Raw genomic sequence first — 22,407 nt, 5'->3', positions numbered from 1 at the left:
TTCTAGAGATTATCGGTTTCATCTAATACTTTTCAAACAACCTCTCAGTTCAGACTCACTTGGTTAATAATAAATCTTATTATTGACACAAAAGACAAAATCATAATTTATTATGGGAGAATTACTCAGGACTTACGCAAAAAGGAACGAAAGTAGGGGTAATTCATGAATTACCCCTACGCAAGAATAAGGTTTTCAGTCACATCTTGCGTAAGTCCTATTACTATCAAAACTAGGTTAATAATTATTTTTGACCAATAATTTCCATAATTTCTGGATTGTCAAAAGCCTACTTAAAATTCCGGCTAATCAATCTAAAATCTAAAATCTAAAATCGAATCACTGGCAGTTTTCTGCTAATGAGTACAATGGTTAAGCCTGAGAACAACTTTAACACCTTTAAAGAAATTTGCCAAACGTCCAAGCAGATAGAATTTAGCACCATCGCTGCTTGTTGCTATAACAGTCAATATGGCAAACTTCTCCCAGATGCTTTTTACATTCATCTTTCTGCGCTGCATACACTGGATGTCCAACTTCAGCAATATGAAAGTCTAGCTCGCAGTGTCGCACCCCAAGCGGAACTGGCAACAATTGTTAAATTTAGCACGAATAAACCCAAGGTTTCTTACTTATTTTATCCTGATTTTGATACCGATGCTCATCCAGCTTTACATTCTAGTATTCAAGTTGATGTAGAAACTCTGACTTTTAATTTCAGAGATTATACAGATACAGATAATCCGCCTATTCTTCACCGTAAGGAGACTTTTGTTGCTCCTGATTATCCTTTGTATGAAGAGTTTGCCAGTTTAACTCGCGCTCAAGTAGCGTTAGGTTTACTCTACAATACTAGGGGTATTGGTACTCGGTTGGGTTGGGAAGAAAAGTTAAAAAGATACGGAGTAGAAATACAGGGACATACTTTAGTTATAAGAAAAAATAACAACACAAATAATAATTCAGCAGATTCAATCCCAACAATACCAAAAATTGAAAGACATAAAGCTGCTATTATCCGTCATGATTTTTCTCGACCTTTACGTTTAGCTTTAGATGCAGGTTTGTTTGGTTCAGAAACCACCTTTTTTGATTATGGTTGTGGCCATGGTGGAGATATGCAGCGCATCGCAGATCAAGGTTATGTCAGTAATGGTTGGGACCCTTATTATTTACCAGACGCTCCGCCCATACCTGCGGATATTGTGAATATTGGTTTTGTGATTAATGTTATTGAAGATCAAGGTGAACGTAGGGAAGCATTAATAAAAGCTTGGGAACTGACGCAAAGAGTTCTGTTGGTATCTGCTCAGGTGTTAATATCAGACTCTCAGAAAGGTGTAATGGCTTATGGTGATGGGGTTATCACTAAGCGTAACACATTTCAAAAATATTATGAACAAGAAGAATTAAAAGTTTACATTGATCAGGTTTTAGGAGTTGATAGTATTCCTATAGCTTTGGGGGTTTATTTTGTTTTTAGAGATCCTGCGGAAACAGAGTTATTTCGCGCTTCTCGTTATCGTTCTCGCGCTACTACTCCGAAAGTGAGAGCTTGTATTCAAAAGTTTGAAGAACATCGAGAATTGTTAACACCTTTGATGGATTTTATGACGGAACGGGGTAGAATACCTGGTAAGGGAGAGTTAGCCCAAGAAGAGGAAATTTGTCAACATTTTAGTAGTTTAAGACGAGCTTTTCAAGTGATTATTAAAGCGACAGACTCAGAAGAATGGGAAGCGATCGCAGATAAACGTCGTCAAGATTTATTGGTTTATTTAGCATTAACAAAATTTAGTCATCGTCCCAGATTATCAAAACTACCGCCAGCAGTTCAAGAGGATGTTTTAGGATTATATAGTAGTTATAAACAGGCGTGTTTAGATGCGGATCAAATGTTAAGGAGTGTGGGAAATACAGAGTTAATTATTAAACGTTGTCAGGAAAGTAAAATTGGGAAAAAATTACCTAATTCTTTGTGGGTTCATATTTCTGCATTACAAGCACTTGATCCTTTATTACGATTATATGAAGGTTGCGCTAGTCGGACTATTGGGAGATTAGAAGAAGCAAATGTGATTAAATTTCACTTGCAAACACCAAAGATTTCCTATTTGTTTTATCCTGATTTTGATCATGAACCTCACCCGACATTATATAGATCAATGAAGGTTGATTTACGGGATTTACAAGTTACATATAAAGAATATGATGTTGATGATGATCCGCCGCTATTGCATCAATTAGAAACTTTAGTAACTCCTGATTATCCATTATATGATAAATTGGTAAAATTAACGCTTCAGGAAGAGGAAAGAGGACTGTTAGAAGATTGGCAAAGTATTAGTCATCTTTCGGGATGGCAGAAATGTTTAAAGGAACATTTTACTGTGATTAAAGGATATAAATTACATTGGTGCAAGGATGCTGATCCTTATAAGTTGAAGTTGTTTAAAAATGCCCTGATTAATCGGAAGAAGGAGCGAGAAAAGGAAATAGAAGTGGTGGAAAACGGTGATGTTGCAGAATCAGATTCACGACTTATTAAAGAAGTCGAGGATCTATCCACGTAGTAGTTGTAGAGTGTGTTAGCGACAGAGTAACGCACCGAATTGATGATATAATTGGGTCGTTACTGTGGGTTTATAGCTTGTTTTATGAAAAATTATCATTTCCTAATATACTCTACAGGTTTTCAAATTTCATGTCTGAATTTAGACAATAATTTTTATTCCTCCATACATCAACTAAATAAACCAATTCTCAATTACCAAACCCTGAAAATCTTGAAAATCTGCCACATTATTGGTTACTAAAATCAAATCATTGCCAAAAGCAATACTAGCAATTTGTCCATCAATAAAAGCAGGTGTTTTACCAATTTTCGATAATCTAACTCTTTCCTGGGCGTGCCATTTTGCAGCATTTAGATCATAATCGAAAACAGGCAAATCTAACACAGAATCTTCAATATATTTCCATAAAGCATCTTTGCGTTTAGAAGGTGGTAAACGCCAACATCCATACAGAATTTCATGAACAACAACACTCGCTACTCCCACCTCTGAACGATAGAGATTTAATTGATCTAAAACCTGAGTATTAGGAATTGGCCGACTCGGTTCTGAGATAATATTAGAGTCTAATAAAAAGCGAATTGTCATAAATCAATCTCCCGTCCGGGACTGCGATCTCTTAAATTAGCAAAATCTTCATCTGTAAATTCTATACCCTCTCTTTCAATTGTTTCTCGAAATGTTAAAACTCCTTGCCAAAAACTATCTCCTTTATTCTGTAATTCCTTTTCCTGTGGTTTTTCTTTTGTTTGTGATAACTGAGATTTAAGTACATTAAAAAGAGAGGTTTTATCTTCTACAGATAAATTATCCAGAGATTTAATTATTTCTTGTAATGTCATTGTCAAACCTCCTCTAAAGGTGATATCAATATTTTACAGCAATTTTCATTTTGAAACCAGTTTGCGCTATTTCAGCGAACTGCTTGCAGCAGCGCTTCGCTATCGCTACAATCTTTAAAAATTGTAAATTGATTGTTTTACAAAAGTTTTTATCTCATGAAATATTAAGATGAGAATTGCTGGCTTTTGAGATTTTAAGTTACTAAATATCTAAATTTATGTTATAATCTCAAATAATCTAAATAAATTAGCGGAGACTTTTATTATGATTCAACTATTAGATGAAGCTATCAATAAGGTTAAAACTTTACCTTCGGTAAGTGCTATATCTAAAAAGACAATTCTTGAAATAAATCTGTCAAAGGAAGATGAAAATTAGGAATTACATCTTCTCCATTAAGACTATCTTCTAATTGTAAAAGCTGTGATGGTTTAGGTTTGCGATAAACTAATACACATTCTTCATCTGGCAATATTACCCATGCTAAACGAGTACCATTTTCAAAATATTCTACTAATTTATTATGAATTTCCTCAAAAGTATTATTAGGAGATATAATTTCTACAGCTAAATCAGGAGCGCCATCAAAAAAACCTTTAGGTAATCGTTTTAAACCTTGTAATCTTGCTTTATCAATAAAAGCCAGATCAGGGGATCTTTTGTTACCATTTTTCATTTTAAACGCAGTGCTAGAATCACAAGTTATCCCAAGTTTATGTTCGCGTACAAATCCTGTTAGAAAATATCCGAGAGTTAGAGCTAAATAACCATGTTCTAAACCTGAATTTGCCACAATTATTAGTTCTCCATCCACATATTCATAAAGATTTCCGTCTTCCTTTAATAACATAAATTGCTCATCTGTCAAAGTTTGATTATTAGCTGAAGGTTGAATTAATTCTATATTTGTGGTTGTAATTTGTGTCATGAGATTTAACTTCACAGTTAATTATTATATCCTTGACTTCTAATTGAGACTATTTCGTAGTAAGGACTTTAGTCCTCAAATGAGGAATAAATTCCTCACTACAAACTAATAAGTCTGTGATTTTACACCATTATTACACTATTTATGCACTAATTCCATTATACTTCACCGAGCGATCGCCCCAAATAATTCCCCTAATTCCCAAAAACATCATATATCCTTCGCCAACTTCACCCAATGTTCAATTCCCTTCTTCGTCGGTTGTCTCACATTCCCAAAAGTCCAAATATCCCGTTTATGCTGCGGTCCATAACTAACATGAATCGGACGATCACTACCATAAAAATACAAAGAATCAAAAGGTAACTTATGCTGTAAAATCCAATCTACCAAACATTCACTAGGTAAATCTGCAATCATAAAATCACAAGCAGCACCTAACCTTTCACAATAATATTTACCATTCTTGTTAATTTCATAACTGATATGCTGATCTAACTTAGGTGCAACCCGACCATTTTTTTCACCCGTTAATGGGTCTTTCTTCTCCAAAAACTTCTTTAAATCAAAAGAACAAAAACCATAAGTTAAAATAAACTTGTTCCTGCCGTAATTATCAATAACAGGATCAATGATCAACTTATTTAAATCTTGTAAAGCCGGAATAGTCTCTAGAATATTCTGAGGGAAAGGGTTGATATATTGAGCATATTTTTGATAAGTCTGAGTACAGGTACAAAAATCTTCTAAAGTCAGGTATTTACCTAGTTTCAGTTCTTTCTCATTCATTCCTAGCACCCTTTAGCAAGTAACATCATCATTGTTTACAGCCACACCCTACATAGACCTATCTAATCTATACAACACAATTTACCCTCTACTGAATTTATATGTTGTATTAGCAGAGTAAATATATTAAATAACTTATCGTTTGTGTTAGGACTGCCAATACATGAAGACCTATGAAATAGTTTCCATAACAAGGTACAAATAACTAAAGAAGGATATTCACAGAACCAATGCAGTTTTTGAACACAATCAACTTTACAGTTCCCCTATTGGCTAATGCCACAGCCACAGAACCCGTAGACAGTTCAATGGTAGTAGCAGCCGTGCTACTGAGTTTAGTAGTAATTTATTTCGCCAGCAAACTGGGAGGCGAACTATCCAACAAAATCGGTTTACCACCCGTTTTAGGCGAACTCGTTGGTGGTGTGCTAGTCGGTACATCGGTTTTGCATCTGTTGGTATTTCCAGAAGGAGGTACAGACAGTTCCAACTCCTTAATTATGACATTCCTGCAAATCACCGCTGGGTTAACTCCAGAAGCAACTCCCCAGGTTTTTGCAGCACAGTCAGAGGTAATTTCAGTTTTAGCCGAACTGGGTGTAATTATCCTGCTGTTTGAAATTGGCTTGGAATCTAATTTAAAAGACTTAATGGAAGTCGGTATCCAAGCTTTTGTAGTCGCAGTAGTGGGCGTAGTAGTACCCTTTGCCGCAGGTACAGCAGGTTTAATGATCATCTTTGGTATCAATGCAGTACCCGCAATTTTTGCCGGTGCAGCTTTGACAGCTACCAGTATCGGTATTACCTCCAAAGTGCTATCAGAAATAGGAAGATTAAATTCCAAAGAAGGCCAGATAATTCTCGGTGCAGCGGTAATAGATGACGTATTGGGAATCATCGTTTTAGCCGTAGTTGCTAGTTTGGCCAAAGATGGCGCAGTAGATGTAAGCAACGTCATTTATTTGATCGTGAGCGCCACAGCTTTTCTTATTGGTGCAGTCATCCTGGGTAACGTTTTCAATAAAACCTTTGTAGCGATCGCCGATCTACTCAAAACACGCGGTGGAGTAGTTATCCCAGCATTCATTTTCGCCTTCATCATGGCCTACATTGCTGATGTCATCAACTTAGAAGCAATTCTGGGAGCATTTGCAGCAGGTTTAGTTCTTGAAGAAACCGATAAACGCAAAGAACTACAAAATCAAGTTCTACCTATTGCGGATATGCTAGTTCCAGTTTTCTTCGTCGCCGTCGGCGCAAAAACCGACTTAGGAGTATTAAACCCAGCAATTCCCACCAACAGAGAAGGTTTAATTATGGCAATCTTCCTGATCACAGTCGCCATTATTGGTAAAGTGATCACAGGTTTAGCCGTATTTGGTCAACCAGGTATTAACCGTTTAGCCATCGGTGTGGGTATGATTCCCAGAGGTGAAGTAGGTTTGGTATTTGCCGGTGTTGGTACAGCTAGTGGCGCTCTCTCAAAATCACTAGGAGCAGCAATCATTATGATGGTAATTCTTACTACCTTCTTAGCTCCTCCTTTGTTAAGATTCGTTTTCCCCGAACCAAAAACCGCTGCTACCGTAGATGGTGCTACAGATCCATCATTAATCGGGAGCAACAGCAAATGATGGCAGAATGGAACTCACCTCAAATTCTCAGGAGAGTCTGAATAAGTAAAAGCAGTCTTTGTCCGGTTTGTACTTGTCCATAATTACCTATGGACAAGTATATTTTGGCCAATTTTTTCCATGACGGAAATTTCCATAACTGGTTCTTTTTGGGAACTCTACCTATATATAGCAGTCTGATTTAATTCATGAACACAGCTTCTTTTCAAACCGCACACACAAAACCTGTATTTAGAGTATTAATACTTAACAGAAACTTATATTTCTCGATCACCGTCTTCTGCGATAGTCAAATTTCTTTGGTATTTCGGTTTTTATAATCTTGCTGATGATGTTGGTTTCTACTTGTCCTTCACTCACCTGTTATATTCTCAATATTTATCCAGTAATTATGGATGAGCATCCGGCAACTTAACTTCATCACTTGATAATATTGGGTATTTTCCAAGATGAGGATTCAATAACACACTTAAATATGATTGTTATTTCCAGAAGCACAGAGAAGAGATCACCGGGAACTAGGTACAATTAAGAACCAGCAAAGTCCAGGGAGAGGTTAATCATCTCATGACCACAGACAACTAACTGACCATTGACTAAAAAAAAATTTTAATATCAAATATTAGCGGCTGAGAATAACCTGGTATTAGAGAATAGTAATCGAAAAATCCCCAATTAAAAACCAAATTATTATCAGTGGTGACAGTATGCAGATTTGCCAAAATTGTGGAATTGAGATATTGATGACTTTACTTTTATAAATGTAACTCAGGAGAAATAACTTTGAAACTACACTACTTATTGCCCGGTACTGTTGGCACAGTTCTTTTACTATCTTCCCCCACCTTAGCCGCCAAATTAGAATCTTGGCGATTTGATAAAAATCTCAACCGCCTAGAAATTAATACTTCTGGTGCTGTACAACCCCAAGCAAAACTAATTTTTAACCCCACACGCTTGGTCATTGATTTACCAAACACTCAATTTGGGCGATCGCAAACCCAAGCCATAGGCGGAGCTATTAGATCAGTACGGATTGGACAGTTTGATCCACAAACAACCCGCCTAGTTATAGAACTCACCCCCGGTTATACCCTCAACCCCCAAGAAGTTAAATTTGTTGGCATAAATCCCCGACGCTGGACAGTACAACTACCCAAGCCAGAAATTGAACAACTACCGCTCACTGCTAGTAATAATACATATAATTTAGCCACCATCGATTCCCAAAGTTCCCCAACTCAACCGGAATTTTCCACAGCAGCCAATATCACACCAGGAACTACTCAAATTCAGAGAGTACAAACAACAGGAGATGGGTTTTTTATTCGTACCAGTGGCGGTAATCCTCAGGTTAAGGCCAATCGTAGCCTTGATCGCACCACCATATTTATGGATATTGCCAACGCTACCCTATCACCAGAACTGACACAAAAAAATTTAGCCATCAATAAGCATGGTGTCAGCCGCATTGAATTTACCCAACTGCGAACCACTCCCAGCAGTGTCCGCATGACATTACGGTTAGACAAAAATAGTTCCGATTGGGAAGTAATAAGCAGTAGTGCTGGCGGCTTGGTTCTATTACCAACTAAAGGTGCTGTTCGCTTACCTCAAAGCATTGAACCATCAACACCTGTTTCCACCCCTAACAAACCTATAGTTGCTAATAACTCCCCAGCCACTATCGAGTCTGTAGAATTAGCTGGTAATGGCACACAATTACTAATTAGAGCCGATCAAAATTTATCCGCTACTGGTGGCTGGGATAGAAGCTCTGGACTATATCGCATCACCATCGAAAATGCTAAATTAGCTCCCAGAGTCCAAGGACCATCCCTAGAAGCCAATAGCCCTGTTCTGAGAGTCAGGTTGCAACCCCAAGCCCCCAACACCGTAGTTATTTTTGTCCAACCAGCATCAGGAGTCAGAATTGGCGAACTAAACCAAGTCGGTAACGAACTTTTAGCTTTACAATTAGAAAGATATCGTCAAGTTAGACCCCCCATTAGCCTACCCCCCTTACCATCTCCCAACAGCGGGCAATTACCAGATCCAAATATCAAGAATCCCCAGCCACGTCCCCGTCCCTCCGTTCCCAAAGGCAAATTATTAGTGGTTATTGACCCTGGACATGGTGGTAAAGACCCCGGAGCAATTGGTATTGGTGGAACACGAGAGAAAGATATAATTTTACCTATTAGCCTGAGAGTAGCAGAAGTTTTACAGGAAAACGGAGTACAAGTAGTATTAACAAGGGATTCTGATTATTTCGTCAGCCTCCCCGGACGAGTACAAATGGCAGAAAGAGCCAATGCTGATGTATTTGTCAGCATTCACGCTAATTCAGTCGGTCTCAGTCGTCCCGAAGTTAGTGGTTTGGAAACTTATTATTATGACAATGGCTTGGGCTTGGCTCGTGCCGTTCATAATAGAATTCTCCAAAGTGTCAATGTTAGAGACAGGAGAGTGCGAAAAGCTAGATTTTATGTACTGAGAAAAAGCTCGATGCCATCAATTTTAGTAGAAACAGGTTATCTCACTGGTAGGGAAGATATTGCTAAACTGAGAAATCCAACTTATCAAAGGCAAATGGGTGAGGCGATCGCTCAAGGTATTCTTCAGTACCTGAGACAAAGATAAGTAGGGGTTGCTGAGAAAGTCTTGTCGTGATGACAGGTGACAGGTGACAGTTTCAAGAGTTGGATAGGAACAATTTTTCCTTTGAGTAGGAATTAAATGCAAGGTTTTTAAGTTTCCACCCCGTAAAAGCTTGCACTTTTTTAACTTCCAGCAGGCTAAGACCCTTTACCTGTAATCTCTTCATGTTTATTCAGCAAACCCTAAGTAATTTTTCAGAATTCAGTAGGGGTTTAGCATGACGCTTTACCTTACAGATTCGACATATTAACAACAATATCAAGCACGATACTCAAAGTCTGATTTCTTCCGCATTCTCTTTTCTCCTGTATCAGTTGAGTATCTCTTTTTACATCTGAAATTGATTAGCCTCACCATATGACACAATCAAGCTCCCATGCTCCCGTTGAAGTAGAAAGTAAAGTCTAGTTTTGTCTAGGTTTTATATAGCAGATATTTACAGCTTCCATGAATGCAAATCAGGAGAAAGGACTTTGAAACTACAGTGGTTAATACCCAGCACTGTTGGCACTATCTTATTAGTATCATCGCCAGCAACGGCCGCAAGATTAGAATCTTGGCGATTTGATACCAATCAAAACAGACTAGAAATCAACACATCTAGTCCTGTACAACCCCAAGCGCAACTTATTTTTAACCCTACTCGGTTAGTAATAGATTTACCAGGGACTAGCTTTGGTCGTCCCCAATTAACCCAACAAATAGGCGGAGCAATTCGCGCTATCCGCATTGGACAGTTTGACCAACAAACAACACGGGTAGTTGTAGAACTGAATCCTGGTTATACTATTGACCCCAACCTAGTCAAATTTACACCCTCTACTGGTAGTCGCTGGATAGTACAATTACCAAATCTAGAAGCTGATGTAGTCCCTGTCACCGCTTCTGCCAATCAACCCCCAGGAGAAACACCTACACTCCTATCCCCTTCATCTCCATTTACTCCCACACTCGCCCCTATAAATACTTACAATGTTGTGACAAAAACTGCTGCCAGCATACCTAATCAAGACATAGCAGTCAACACCACTGGGGGAATAGTTCAGATCGAAAACTTACGAATTACAGGAGATGGTTTTTTTGTTGATACCAGTGGTGGTAATCCCCCCCCAAAAATCTTTAAAATTCAAGTTAATCGCAGCGAAGATAACCGCACTATAAATGTTGACATTGCTGGTGCAGCTTTATCACCAAATCTAGAACAACGAGATTTGTTAATTAATCGCTATGGTGTCAAACGCATCCAACTGACCCAACTGCCAAATAAACCGCCTACTGTCCGCATGATCTTACAGGTGGATAGTAACAGCCCCGACTGGCGGGTAACAACCGGCAGTAATGGTGATTTTGTGGTATTACCTGATCGTCTTGCCGATCTGGCCAAAATTAAAGAAAATCAATCCCCTGTACAAAATGTTAGCAATTCCCCAGCCACTATTGAGTCTGTGGAATTAGCGGCTAATGGTACACAATTACTCATTAGAGCCGATCAAACTATATCCGCTACCAGTGCTTGGGATAGAAGTTCTGGTTTATTTCGGATCACTATTCCTAATGCTAAATTAGCTGGTAAGGTAAAAGGACCTGCTTTTGATGCTAATAGTCCTGTGCTGAGGATACGCCTACAAACACAAGCGCCTAACAATGTAGTTGTCTTGGTTCAACCTGCATCCGGTATACAAATCGGCGAACTTAACCAAGTGGGAGAGCAAATTATAGCTTTGCAATTACAAAGCTCTCGTCAGTTACAACCGTCTATTACTCTACCTCCTTTACCTAGAAACCAAGGACAGCTACCAGACCCAGTTATCGAAAATCCTCAACCACAACCTCAGCCACGCTTCTCAGTTCCCAAAGGGAAAGTTATAGTAGTGATTGACCCCGGACATGGCGGTAAAGATTCGGGCGCTCCCGGTTTGGGCGGTTTGTTAGAAAAGGATGTCATTCTGCCAATTGGTAAGAGAATAGCAGCAATTTTGGAGCAAAATGGCGTACAAGCTGTAATGACGCGAGATGCTGACTTTTTCGTAGAACTACAAGGAAGGGTAGATATAGCCAATAGGGTAAATGCGAATTTATTTGTGAGTATTCACGCCAATGCAGTTGATAATCGTCCCGATGTCAATGGCTTAGAAGTATATTATTACGACAGTGGTTATGGTCTGGCGGAATCTGTTCGCACGACTATTCTGCAAGATATTAGTACCATCAAAGATAGAGGCACACGTAAAGCCAGATTCTATGTGCTTAGGAAAAATTCTATGCCCGCAATTTTAGTTGAAACAGGTTACATGACTGGTCGTGAGGACAATCCCCGTCTAGGATCACCAGTATACCAAAATCGCATGGCTGATGCGATCGCTCGTGGTATCCTCAAATATCTGCAACAAAGATGAGGTGATTGGTAATTGGTGATTGGTGATTGGTGATTCTGGGTAAAATTATTCCCCATTCCCTATTCCCAATCATTAGTAGTCAATAAGCAAATTGTCTGCTAAATTCTGTATTTTAAAATAGCAACATCTAAATCAATATTTGCCTGTGTTTTCATCTTCCATTTTTGAAGGTAATCTTGACGATTTTTCAGAGCAGGAAGCTCAACGCTCTCCCATTGGGGTGTTTGACAGTGGTGTAGGTGGGCTGACGGTACTGCGACAATTCTATAAGCAACTTCCCAATGAATCAATTATTTATTTTGGGGATACTGCTCATCTTCCCTATGGTATTCGTTCACAAGCAGAGATTTTACAATATGTGAGGGCAATACTGAACTGGATGCAGCAGCAACGGGTGAAAATGGTGATTATGGCTTGTAACACTAGTTCTGCTCTAGCACTAGAAAATGTCCGTCAGGAATTTAACTTTCCTATCCTGGGTGTAGTCCTACCAGGAGCAAAGGCCGCAGTACAAATGGGTAAGCGAATAGGTGTTATTGCTACCCCTGCTACTGCTAAAAGCAATGCGTATCGTCAGGCAATGATGGAAATTAAACCTGATGTCCAAGTCTGGCAAGTTAGTTGTCCAGAATTTGTCCCCCTAATTGAACAAAATCGGATTCACGATCCTTACACCGCTGAAGTTGCTAGTGCTTATCTTGAACCTTTACTTAAACAGGAAATTGATACTTTAATTTATGGCTGTACTCATTATCCACTTCTAGCACCTGTATTACGATCGCTCCTCCCTGCTCACGTCAAGTTAGTTGACCCTGCTGTTCATGTTGTTACAGCTTGCGCTCAAGACTTAGACTTATTAAACATCAGGAATAATCACCTACCAATGCCTACTCGCTTTGCTGTCAGTGGTTGTCCTCAACAATTTGCTCAGTCTGGATTACAGTGGTTAGGTTATACCCCTCTGGTAGAACAGGTATATTTGACTGATGCTACTGTCTCCTAAGTCATTAGTCATTAGTCATTAATCATTAGTCATTAGTCATTAGTCAAATAATTTTAGATTTTAGATTTGTGTTAGCGAAGCCCAGGCCGCGCATATATTATTTTAGATTAATTGTTGTGTATTTCTTCTTTTTATAACAAGCTTGCTTGTGAATTAGGAATACCAAACAACTTTCATCCAAAATCCAAAATCCAAAATCTAAAATCCAAAATCTAAAATTTCATTGACTATTGACTACCTCACTCACTTTTGTTCTTAATCCTCTTTCCTGCTGGTGTTGCTCCTGAATAACCGCAGTCCCACTTTTAATAACACTATTTCTACCTGTTCGCTTTGCTAGTGCTAATAATAAGTAGACTGTAAATAAATATCCAGCAGCTAAAATAAAGATCATCATAGGCATATTTCCATAAATCATTGTTCTACCAACTCAACTTTCAAAGGACTATAAAATTGCATACACAAATAGTAGAACTTCAGCAAATCAAGCACATCCTTGATTGCTGTAGTAGGCTATGCAAAGCCGACCAGTAGAGTTTTACTTCTCTCTGGTTAAACAATTTATTATTTGATTAAGCTTTTCACATACCACACATCGAACAGCAGTTAATTTGCTACATAGCAACTTAAAACTGCGCTCCTCAGCAGTCTACCTAGTCTGCCTTATTCACCCTCACACCAATCAAGCAAGAGCTACACTTATGATCAACGTTAGCTGAGGATGTGTAGTGGCTTTCATAAGAGAAAGCATATCATCTAACTCAATAGGATTGCTGCCGCACAGCAAATTGTTAGGAATCATTTCCTTCATTCTGTCGGCGACTTGTTATTTTAGACTCACAAATCCAATGAGTAAAATCACCTATTAATGAGTAAAATCACTTATTGATGATTAACTGTTTTTTGGAAGTGAATATCTGAAAAATTTAAAATTCCTACACATTAGCGTAACACAACAGACCCGGATTTTCAGCTACCTTCTGGACTAAATTTCAAATTTTCTCAATGTTGACAGACAAGTTTTGCTGAATTTTCCTATCAAGGATAATTATAGTATGATTTTTGACAATTGAAATATGTAAAAAATGCGTTTTACTGAGTATTGCTTCATTCTCCTGTTTTCGCATCTTCCTTGACTCCTGGGCTTTTTTCCAGGATATAAGAAAAGCTACTTGTGCTGATCCGAAAAGTATGGTTTGGGATTCCTGGATGAAAACTTGGCGCTGGATATGGTTTATCTTAAAATGAGTAAAGGATATGTAAACTTTCGTAACCAAAGTCAGAGTCCGCCCATCCATGACCCCAGCCACCTCCCTGTTTACCCCTGTGGAAGCAGACCTGCAAATACTAGCAGATAACCTCACACAGCTAGTTGGAAACCGCCACCCCATCCTCTATGCAGCAGCCGAACATCTATTCGGTGCTGGGGGCAAGCGCATTAGGCCAGCCATTGTGCTGCTGATATCGCGGGCAACCATGCTAGAACAAGACATTACGCCGCGTCATCGACGATTAGCAGAGATTACGGAAATGATCCACACAGCCAGCTTGGTACATGATGATGTAGTGGATGAGTCAAATGTACGCCGTGGCGTTCCTACGGTTCATAGCTTGTTTGGCAATCGTATTGCCGTACTGGCAGGAGATTTCCTCTTTGCTCAATCTTCCTGGTATTTGGCAAATCTGGATAATTTGGATGTAGTTAAACTGCTTTCAGAAGTAATCATGGATTTGGCCGCTGGGGAGATTCAACAAGGGCTAAATCGTTTTGATACTAATCTTTCTACGGAAACTTACCTCAAAAAGAGTTATTACAAAACAGCCTCATTAATTGCTAACAGTTCTAAAGCTGCGGGAATATTGAGTAACGTTTCCCCAGAGACTGCTGAAAACTTGTATAACTACGGTAAGCATCTGGGTTTAGCCTTCCAAATAGTAGATGATATTCTAGATTTCACTGGTTCAACAGATACTTTGGGTAAACCAGCGGCATCGGATCTTAAAAGTGGTAATCTAACTGCACCAGTGTTATTTGCTCTAGAAGAACAACCTTGCCTGGAAGCGCTAATTGACAGAGAGTTTGCCCAAGAAGGGGATTTAGAGCAGGCACTGAAGCTGATTGCTGATAGCCAAGGCATACAACGGGCTAGAGAATTAGCCGCTCATCATGCCAAGGTATCATCTGAACATATTGCCATCTTAGAACCCTCAGAATCACGGCAAGCATTAATCAACATGACCGATTATGTATTAAGTCGGCTTTATTAGGCATTTTGGATTTGAGATTTTAGATTTTAGATTCTATCCAAAATCCAAAATCCAAAATCCAAAATTGATTCAGGCGATATCTGGAGGTACTTGCTTGATAGGTATATGTTCTTGCAGTTTCTGTTCAATCATCTTTTGCAGGTCAGTGCGCTCCACTTCCATAGCGTTGGTAGTAGTGCCGGGAGTCTCAAAAAAAACTATACTATCTACTGGTTCTAATGCTACCAGTTGAAACAAAATATGAATTACAGGCATAGGTTTAGCCACTGTTTGAGGGTCTAGCCCAACAGATGAAACCAGGGAAACATCCTGTAATCTAGGAAAGGCGTAAACTACTCGCTTTTCCCCTGTTGTTCCTTTTGGGGCTGCATTAGCCTTGTGCTTCAATGTAGTTAAAACCCAGCGTTCCTGCAAATTTTGGAGAATATAGTATTGAGAGTGTTGTAACTTTTGAGCGATCGCTCTCAAAACAGGCGCAATATTCGCCACAAGTTGTGGTGTCACACCATCTTGGGGTGCATTATCAATTAACAGTTGAATTTGTGCTTCTAAATTTTTCATGGCCTATAAATGGTTCCTGATTAATGTCCAAAATATTCAAGCAGGGAACTGGGGACTAGGTTATTAACTGCTCCCCTGGCTCCTTCTTTGTCACCTGTCACCAATAACTGGTAGCTTATAAATAACATCTATCAAACTAACAGCCACGGCCTTACAGGTTGTGTTTAAGTATGTTAGGTTATTTTGAAAATTCCGACTATGAATTCGCCCGCAACCGCAACTACTCAGGGAGATAAGTCTATCGGCGTAGAGATTATCTTTCAATTTCTCTTGCAGGAACTACAGCAGTCAACAAAGGCAGCAAAAAAGAATTGTCGAGATGTGGCATTGCGAATTGCGGGCGAAGTCCTGCGTATTTGTAATGAAAGTAAACGCATTCAAGCTTCTGGAGACATAGAAAGCTCTGCAATGACCCTCGCCCGACATCGGCTACAACAATGTCTTCGTTATTATCAGCTAGGTTCTAATCGGGGTAGGGTAGAATTACACAGCACTTTGAGCGCCATCATTTATCGCTATATTAATCCTCCTCAAAAGCAATTGAGCTATCAGGGGCGGTTGACTATCATAGAAGATTTTCTCCAAAGTTTTTATTTGGAGGCTTTGAATGCTTTTCGTCGGGAAAATCAACAACCATCCACCTATCGTCCCCAAACCCTAATAGAATTAGCCGAATATATGGCATTTACCGAAAGGTATGCTAAACGTCGCATTCCCTTACCAGGCAGACAACAACAGTTAATTATCCTGCGAGCGCAAACCTTCTCACAACAGCAGCCTCCAGAGACGAGCGTGGATATTGAACAAGCTGCTGAAGGTAGTAGTGGTGAAACTGATGGTTCTTGGGAAGAACCAGCCATACAACAATTGCGTGCTGCTATGGCTATGCAAACTGAACCAGAACCAGATGAAGATACTTTGCGCTCCGTGGTGATTACGGAATTGATGAATTATCTAGAACAACGACAACAGTCCGACTGTGCTGATTATTTCTCTCTTCGTCTTCAGGATTTGTCAGCACAGGAGATTGAGTCAGTTTTGGGTTTAACCCCACGTCAACGAGATTACTTGCAACAACGCTTTAAGTATCATTTAATTCGGTTTTCCCTCTTGCATCGTTGGGAATTGGTGCATGAATGGTTAGATGTGTCTTTACCTACTAATTTAGGGTTAACATCCCACCAATGGCAACTGTACACAGGCAAATTAGATGATCAAGATCGGTCTTTATTAGATTTGAAGCAACAAGGAGAAACTGACGAAACCATTGCCAAAACTTTGGGATTATCAATGGCACAACTACAAAAACGGTGGTTTAAGATTTTGGAACAAGCGTGGGAAATTCGTAACTCAATTGTGTCCGGATCTAGTGCATCTACCCATGAATAGTGACTCACAACCCTTACAATACTAGTGGCTCGATTGGTTGTTGGCAGATAATGTCAAACCGGCGAGCATCCCTGGGTAGAGTGTGAGAAAATTGATGGGGTAGAAGACCCTCTCTTGGCAGCATCTACATTATCAAGTAGTCAGCCAGATCAAAGAGGAAAATCCCAAACTTTTGAACTAGGAGAAATTCCTACTGTGCAAGAACGTTTCCAAGCTGTCCTTAAACGTCGGCTACAAGTCGAAATCCAAAACCACCCACCTTTATTCCCTTGGGAAAGTCAATTAGTAGAATATCCAGAATTTGTGGAAGAGCCAGCGATTGCTTTAGTTCCTGCCTGGGGGTGGTTGGCACAGCAATCTAAGCTCAATCTGCCAGTTTCTCTGCCAGATAACATTTTTCAGCAATTGATGGATCAGTGTCAGTTGTTGCTGACTTCCTCCCTGCCATTGGGTCCTAAGTTGGTTCAAGCGGTAGAGAGCTTGTTCCCAGAAGATTACCAGTTAATTAATGATTTAGCTGGGTTGGTACTGAGAACTTCTTATCGTTCTGTAGATGCTCTGGAGACAATACCCAACATTGAGAAGGATTACTCAGATTTACAACCGCGTCAACAAATGGCGTTGTCGTTAATGGCAGCTAAACAACTGCTGGAAAATCTGACTCTGCCTGTTTCTTTAGCCAATCCGGTGATAGAACAACAATGGCAAACTAATGCTGGTACTCTGATAATCAGAGTAGAATTACATTTACTGGGTCAGGTAATGAAGTTATGTGTTCATAGTGAGTTACCCACTATCGGCGTGTTGAAGTTGGAAGGAAATGGTACTCAAGCAGTTGCGTCATCTGGGAATGGAAATAAAGCCAGTTTAGAATTAGACTGTCTACCTACTAACCAAACTTATACTTTAGTAGTTGAATTTCCAGAAATAGAACAACAGCCCTTGTTGTTGGCAATTAATCTGACTATTTAATTGCAATTAACACTGCTGATACTTTCCATTGATAAACGCCGATAAAAAAATGATGATCCTGGTTTTCCAACTTACTCATCTTGGCAAAAAACAATAATTAGGTCTTTGATAGTAGGTAACTATGAGCAGGACACTTGGAAAAAATGCGTAGTTTCCCTTAGATGTCCCCAGGGCTTCTAAAGCTACGATATGGTGAGGCTAAAATTGAAGACAAGGTAATCAGTTTTTGCCCCTCATTAACATTGTGTCCTTAGCGTCTACATCATAGTTCTACTTACCTCAAAATGTTAAATTTATCCAGGATCAATCGGTTTTGGCGCGTACCCGTAGGTAATGGGCGACAAAGTAAACAGAGGTCTTCTTTAGCAGAAGTGGAAGATTCTATCGCCTTGCGGGTGCTGGTGCTAGGACTGGTAGTTTTAGGAATAGTGGCGACGGATATTGCGTCTGAGACTACCTTTAGTCTTTGGGCAGTCCCTCTAAGTACAGTGGGTACAATTTGGAGTTATTACCGTCGCCGCAATGCTAATATTCCAGTCAAGTTTTGTATTGCTATAGGAATGTTAATCGCTCTGGGTGCTTTCTTTGGGCGGTTTATCGGTCAGTTGAATGATACACGATTAAATCTGGCTCAGTTGTTAATTGAGCTTCAGGTGCTGCATAGTTATGACACACCGCGACGTAAGGATTTAGGCTATTCGATAGTTATTGGTTTAATACTTTTAGGTGTGGCGGCAACATTAAGTCAAACTATGGCGTTTGCTCCTGTGTTGCTGGTATTTTTGGCTGTGGCTCTGCCAACTTTGGTTCTAGATTATCGCTCACGTTTGGGTTTAAAACCATTAAAAAAAGAAAAGTTAACCAAAAAGAATTTTACCAGTGCTAATTTTAAAGTTTTAATTGTCAATTTTTTGGTGATTTTAGGTTTAGGACTGGGACTTTTTGCTGTTTTACCTCGTTTTCCAGGTTATCAATTACGTTCTTTTCCTGTGAGTACGCCAATTCAGTTACAAGGCGAGTTTACAGGACGCAGTATCATTAATCCTGGTTATGTTCGAGAAGGCAATGGTGGTGGTGATGGTAATGGTGATGCTGATGCTACAGGACAGGGAAGCAGTGGTGAACCAGGAACGGTAGATAGTAATTTCTATTACGGTTTTAATAGCGAGATGAACCAAAACCTGCGGGGGGAAATGAAACCCAAGGTGGTGATGCGGGTGAGGTCCCAAGCGGAAGGTTTTTGGCGGGTTTTGGCTTTTGATCAATACACTGGTAAGGGTTGGAAAATTTCTCGTAATGATGATGTTACTACTTTAAGACGTTCATCTTGGTCCTACAAAATAGACTTGGATCTACCATTAATCAAAACTCCTACTAGAGAAGTTGTACAAACTTATAATGTGGTATCAGATTTACCTAATTTGATACCTGCTTTGTCTTATCCCAAGGAAATATATTTTCCTGGTCCTGTGATCGCTGTGGATCAGGAAGGGGGTTTGCGATCGCCTGTACAATTATCGGAAGGTATGACTTATACTGTACTATCGGAAGTCCCATACCGCGATCGCACTTTGTTGGGTAAGGCTGATACTAAATACCCCAAGGAAATTAAGGATTATTATCTACAAATACCGCCGGAAATTGCTGATAAAGTCCGCCAAAAAACGGAAGCAATTCTCGCTGATTATAATCGTCAACGGGTTTCCCGTACTGAAGATGTCAGAACTCTTAATTCAGTTTACGAAAAAACACTTTATCTTGCTCAGTATCTCAAACAAAATTACTCTTTTCCAGAAAACCCTCTCGGACTACCTCATCTAGATAAAAATGATGATTTGGTAGAGTCTTTTTTATTCAAACATCAAGGCGGTTATCCAGACCATTTTTCTACTGTTTTAACTGTGATGTTGCGTTCTATAGGCATTCCTGCACGGTTGGTAGCTGGTTTTGCTCCAGGGGAATTTAATCCGTTTACGGGGATGTATATTGTCAAGAATACCGATGCTTACGCCATGACAGAGGTGTATTTTCCTAAATATGGCTGGTTTGCGTTTGATCCTATTCCCAATCATCCTTTAATTCCGCCTTCCATTGAAGAATATCAAACTTTTAGCGTATTACGTCAATTTTGGAACTGGATAGCTGGTTGGTTGCCTTCACCGGTTACTGGTTTGTTAAATGGTTTATTTGGTACATTATTTAGATGGTTGTTTAGGGCGATCGCTTGGTTTTTCTCTTTATTCTCTCAAGGTTGGATAGGGATTTTCACTGGTTTAATAGTAGGAACAATAACTGCTTTCTTTGGGTGGTTAAGTTGGGTACAGTGGAAAAAATGGCTTAACCGTAAGTGGTTGAAGAAGTTACCGCCTATGGAAAGTCTGTATCAACAAATGTTGCAATGGACAGCGGAAAAAGGTTTAGGTAAACATCCAGCGCAGACACCTTTGGAATATGCTCAGGTATCATATAACCAACATCCCAGAGAAACAGCACAAGTAATTGATGAAATTTGTCAAGCTTATGTGAGTTGGCGTTATGGTGGGAATAGTCCTAATTGGCAAGAATTACAGCAACGGTGGAAAGAGTTGCAAAAGATGAAAGCTATTAGTAGGTGACAGGTGATAGGTGATAGGTGATAGGTGATAGGTGACAGGTGACAGGTGACAGGTGACAGTTTTAGCAAGTTGGTATGTCAATGTAGTTTACTTAGGGCTTGCTGAATAAATGTAAAACCCAGATATATCAAGGGTTACAGGTTGATAAAGAGGAAAAAAGTGCAAGGGTTTTCAAGGGTATACCTGAAAAACCGTGCATTTTTTTGGATTTATAGCCCACATTCCGCACCCCCCAGTGTCACAAGCGGTAATTTCGGATTTTTGAATACCTTTGATGATAATTTTGATACAAAATGTTCTAAATCTTAGGTGGCGATAGCGAAGCGCTGCTGCAAGCAGTTCGCCAATCTCAAATCCCCAAACGACCAATTTTCGTTGTGTGACAGTTTAGGGTGCGGAAGGTGGGATTAAATAAGATGATTAATCTAAGAAGTCGGGGATCTGAATATTGCTTATTCAAAAACAACACCGCGATAAATTTCTTTTATTGGTAATTCAACCCCAATTGACTCTAAAGAAATAGATGTTTCTAAATTATTAAAATCACTGAATAACCAACCTTGAGACAGTTTACTATATTTTTCTATAAAAACTTCGTCTTGTGCAACTAATAAATATTCACAAAAACTGCTAATTGAACGATACATTCTAAATTTGTCTTTGTGGTCATATTCTGCTGTAGAAGGGGATAATACTTCTATTATTAAGGTAGGATTTAAAACTTCATCATTGCGATTTTCATTTAATTGTGGTTCACCATCAAAAACCATCACATCTGGATATAATCCGCGTTTATATTCAGGAATCCATAACCGTAAATCACTATTAATTGGCTCAAACTGACTATCACGGAGCAGAAATTTTAGAAATGCAAAAATATTACCACCGATACGGCTGTGGTTGAGTGATCCTCCTGGCATGGGTATAATTTCTCCATCATGATACTCATTGCGTGTTTCAGCTTTTTCTTCAATAGCGCGATATTCGTCTAAACTATAACGACGCTCAACAGTGGTAATCATTATGCTGTCACCGATTATATTGAAGTCATTATAATTATAGCAGAATTACGGCTAATTGTCAGAATCAGGATGTCCAGGATTTAAAGATTTACAGGATGTGATTGGATGATTGTTGTAATACTTATAAATAATGTTAAAATTAAACCATCAGTAATCATGGAGTAATTGTCATGGTACAGACTAAGCAGAGATTTGCCAGTTTTGAGGAATATTTAAACTATGATGATGGCAGTGATAAACTCTATGAATTATACAACGGGGAATTAATAGAAATGCCACCAGAATCAGGAATGAATGTACAAATTGCTAACCGTCTTTTTCTTGTATTTGCATTATTAATTGGAATAGATAGAGTTAGAGGAAATGGTTTAGAATTGGAAGTGAGAGGAGAACCCAGAAACCGCTTTCCTGATTTAACTATACTGAGAGAAGAACATATTAAATTATTGGCAAATCGAAACACTATTCGTTTATCAATGTCACCACCATTGTTAGTAGTAGAAGTTGTCAGTCCTGGAGAATTACAAAGAGATAGAGATTTTGTAGCGAAGCGGTTACAATATCAAGATTGTGGTATCCCTGAATATTGGATTATTGATCCAGAAAATCAAAGTATTTTAGTTGTAGAATTAGTAAATCAAATTTATGAAGAAATGGGGATTTTCACTGGTAATGATTTAGTGGTTTCTCGTCAATTTCCTAGTTTAAATTTACCAACATCACAGATTTTTGATGTTGAAAATGGGTAGG

16 protein-coding genes and 1 pseudogene are annotated in these 22,407 nt (G+C 39.1%); 10 read left to right on the top strand and 7 right to left on the bottom strand.

All coding sequences use genetic code 11. The annotated features are described in order from the left end of the window. Positions 1–368: 368 nt before the first annotated feature. Positions 369–2,573, top strand: a complete 2,205-nt coding sequence (locus IQ237_RS20110; RefSeq protein WP_194058405.1) for a DNA phosphorothioation-associated putative methyltransferase — start codon at positions 369–371, stop codon at positions 2,571–2,573. Positions 2,574–2,747: 174 nt separating this feature from the next. Here the strand turns inward: IQ237_RS20110 and IQ237_RS20105 are convergent, their stop codons facing one another. From IQ237_RS20105 to IQ237_RS20090, 4 genes are all read right to left on the bottom strand, one after another. Beyond that, positions 2,748–3,164 carry a type II toxin-antitoxin system VapC family toxin gene (locus tag IQ237_RS20105; RefSeq protein WP_194058396.1) on the bottom strand — a complete coding sequence of 139 codons (417 nt, stop codon included), beginning with the start codon at positions 3,162–3,164 and terminating at the stop codon, positions 2,748–2,750. Further along, entirely contained in the window at positions 3,161–3,418 is a 258-nt protein-coding gene (locus IQ237_RS20100; RefSeq protein WP_194058394.1) for a hypothetical protein, read from the bottom strand. The genes IQ237_RS20105 and IQ237_RS20100 overlap by 4 nt, the downstream gene beginning before the upstream one ends. 329 nt (positions 3,419–3,747) lie before the next feature. Next, positions 3,748–4,347, bottom strand: coding sequence for a Uma2 family endonuclease (locus tag IQ237_RS20095; RefSeq protein WP_194058392.1), 600 nt, complete (start codon positions 4,345–4,347; stop codon positions 3,748–3,750). 210 nt (positions 4,348–4,557) lie between these two features. After that, positions 4,558–5,136 (bottom strand): hypothetical protein, encoded by a 579-nt coding sequence (locus IQ237_RS20090; protein WP_194058390.1) that lies wholly within the window; start codon positions 5,134–5,136, stop codon positions 4,558–4,560. Positions 5,137–5,366: 230 nt separating this feature from the next. Here IQ237_RS20090 and IQ237_RS20085 point away from each other — a divergent pair, with 230 nt between their 5' ends. From IQ237_RS20085 to murI, 4 genes are all read left to right on the top strand, one after another. Next, on the top strand, positions 5,367–6,770 hold the full coding sequence (locus IQ237_RS20085; RefSeq protein ID WP_194058388.1) for a cation:proton antiporter: 1,404 nt from the start codon (positions 5,367–5,369) through the stop codon (positions 6,768–6,770). Between the two features lie 783 nt (positions 6,771–7,553). After that, positions 7,554–9,413, top strand: a complete 1,860-nt coding sequence (locus tag IQ237_RS20080; RefSeq protein ID WP_194058386.1) for an N-acetylmuramoyl-L-alanine amidase — start codon at positions 7,554–7,556, stop codon at positions 9,411–9,413. 491 nt (positions 9,414–9,904) lie between these two features. After that, the gene (locus tag IQ237_RS20075) at positions 9,905–11,827 is read left to right on the top strand and encodes an N-acetylmuramoyl-L-alanine amidase (protein WP_194058384.1); all 1,923 of its coding nucleotides are present in this window, start codon (positions 9,905–9,907) and stop codon (positions 11,825–11,827) included. A gap of 145 nt (positions 11,828–11,972) precedes the next feature. Then, positions 11,973–12,830: a glutamate racemase gene (murI, locus tag IQ237_RS20070; protein ID WP_194058382.1), complete on the top strand. Its 858-nt coding sequence runs from the start codon at positions 11,973–11,975 to the stop codon at positions 12,828–12,830. A 220-nt stretch (positions 12,831–13,050) separates the two neighbouring features. Here the strand turns inward: murI and IQ237_RS20065 are convergent, their stop codons facing one another. Further along, positions 13,051–13,248: a hypothetical protein gene (locus tag IQ237_RS20065; protein WP_194058380.1), complete on the bottom strand. Its 198-nt coding sequence runs from the start codon at positions 13,246–13,248 to the stop codon at positions 13,051–13,053. An 878-nt stretch (positions 13,249–14,126) separates the two neighbouring features. Here IQ237_RS20065 and sds point away from each other — a divergent pair. Then, positions 14,127–15,098, top strand: coding sequence for a solanesyl diphosphate synthase (gene sds / locus IQ237_RS20060; RefSeq protein ID WP_194058378.1), 972 nt, complete (start codon positions 14,127–14,129; stop codon positions 15,096–15,098). 69 nt (positions 15,099–15,167) lie between these two features. On the opposite strand, the gene IQ237_RS20055 is transcribed toward sds, so the two are convergent. Further along, complete coding sequence (locus IQ237_RS20055) at positions 15,168–15,659, bottom strand: hypothetical protein (protein ID WP_194058376.1); 492 nt, start codon at positions 15,657–15,659, stop codon at positions 15,168–15,170. Positions 15,660–15,857: 198 nt separating this feature from the next. Between IQ237_RS20055 and hetZ the strand changes: the two genes are divergently transcribed. The 3 genes and pseudogenes from hetZ (at position 15,858) to IQ237_RS20040 (ending at position 20,635) form a co-directional block, all read left to right on the top strand. Further along, positions 15,858–17,048, top strand: a complete 1,191-nt coding sequence (gene hetZ / locus IQ237_RS20050) for a heterocyst differentiation protein HetZ (RefSeq protein WP_194058374.1) — start codon at positions 15,858–15,860, stop codon at positions 17,046–17,048. A 37-nt stretch (positions 17,049–17,085) separates the two neighbouring features. Beyond that, positions 17,086–18,020, top strand: a pseudogene (locus IQ237_RS20045) (PatU). A 284-nt stretch (positions 18,021–18,304) separates the two neighbouring features. Beyond that, positions 18,305–20,635 (top strand): DUF3488 and DUF4129 domain-containing transglutaminase family protein, encoded by a 2,331-nt coding sequence (locus IQ237_RS20040; RefSeq protein ID WP_194058363.1) that lies wholly within the window; start codon positions 18,305–18,307, stop codon positions 20,633–20,635. Positions 20,636–21,087: 452 nt separating this feature from the next. Here the strand turns inward: IQ237_RS20040 and IQ237_RS20035 are convergent, their stop codons facing one another. Beyond that, complete coding sequence (locus IQ237_RS20035; RefSeq protein WP_194058362.1) at positions 21,088–21,657, bottom strand: Uma2 family endonuclease; 570 nt, start codon at positions 21,655–21,657, stop codon at positions 21,088–21,090. 170 nt (positions 21,658–21,827) lie between these two features. Here IQ237_RS20035 and IQ237_RS20030 point away from each other — a divergent pair, with 170 nt between their 5' ends. Further along, a complete protein-coding gene (locus IQ237_RS20030) occupies positions 21,828–22,406 on the top strand; it encodes a Uma2 family endonuclease (RefSeq protein ID WP_194058359.1) in 579 nt (192 codons plus the stop codon). The last annotated feature ends 1 nt before the right edge of the window (position 22,407 follow it).

This window comes from Sphaerospermopsis sp. LEGE 08334, from assembly GCF_015207205.1.
In the GTDB taxonomy this organism is placed as follows: Bacteria; Cyanobacteriota; Cyanobacteriia; order Cyanobacteriales; family Nostocaceae; genus Sphaerospermopsis.
Note: the sequence above shows the minus strand (reverse complement) of the source record. Positions and strands in the feature narration are given on the sequence as shown.

Excerpts from the sequence above, each read along its gene's own strand:
- sds (WP_194058378.1), top strand. The coding sequence starts at position 14,127 with ATGACCCCAGCCACCTCCCTGTTTACCCCTGTGGAAGCAGACCTGCAA.
- IQ237_RS20105 (WP_194058396.1), bottom strand. The coding sequence starts at position 3,164 with ATGACAATTCGCTTTTTATTAGACTCTAATATTATCTCAGAACCGAGT.
- IQ237_RS20055 (WP_194058376.1), bottom strand. The coding sequence starts at position 15,659 with ATGAAAAATTTAGAAGCACAAATTCAACTGTTAATTGATAATGCACCC.
- IQ237_RS20040 (WP_194058363.1), top strand. The coding sequence starts at position 18,305 with ATGTTAAATTTATCCAGGATCAATCGGTTTTGGCGCGTACCCGTAGGT.
- IQ237_RS20065 (WP_194058380.1), bottom strand. The coding sequence starts at position 13,248 with ATGATTTATGGAAATATGCCTATGATGATCTTTATTTTAGCTGCTGGA.
- IQ237_RS20030 (WP_194058359.1), top strand. The coding sequence starts at position 21,828 with ATGGTACAGACTAAGCAGAGATTTGCCAGTTTTGAGGAATATTTAAAC.
- hetZ (WP_194058374.1), top strand. The coding sequence starts at position 15,858 with ATGAATTCGCCCGCAACCGCAACTACTCAGGGAGATAAGTCTATCGGC.
- IQ237_RS20085 (WP_194058388.1), top strand. The coding sequence starts at position 5,367 with ATGCAGTTTTTGAACACAATCAACTTTACAGTTCCCCTATTGGCTAAT.
- IQ237_RS20110 (WP_194058405.1), top strand. The coding sequence starts at position 369 with ATGGTTAAGCCTGAGAACAACTTTAACACCTTTAAAGAAATTTGCCAA.
- IQ237_RS20095 (WP_194058392.1), bottom strand. The coding sequence starts at position 4,347 with ATGACACAAATTACAACCACAAATATAGAATTAATTCAACCTTCAGCT.
- IQ237_RS20035 (WP_194058362.1), bottom strand. The coding sequence starts at position 21,657 with ATGATTACCACTGTTGAGCGTCGTTATAGTTTAGACGAATATCGCGCT.
- IQ237_RS20090 (WP_194058390.1), bottom strand. The coding sequence starts at position 5,136 with ATGAATGAGAAAGAACTGAAACTAGGTAAATACCTGACTTTAGAAGAT.
- IQ237_RS20100 (WP_194058394.1), bottom strand. The coding sequence starts at position 3,418 with ATGACATTACAAGAAATAATTAAATCTCTGGATAATTTATCTGTAGAA.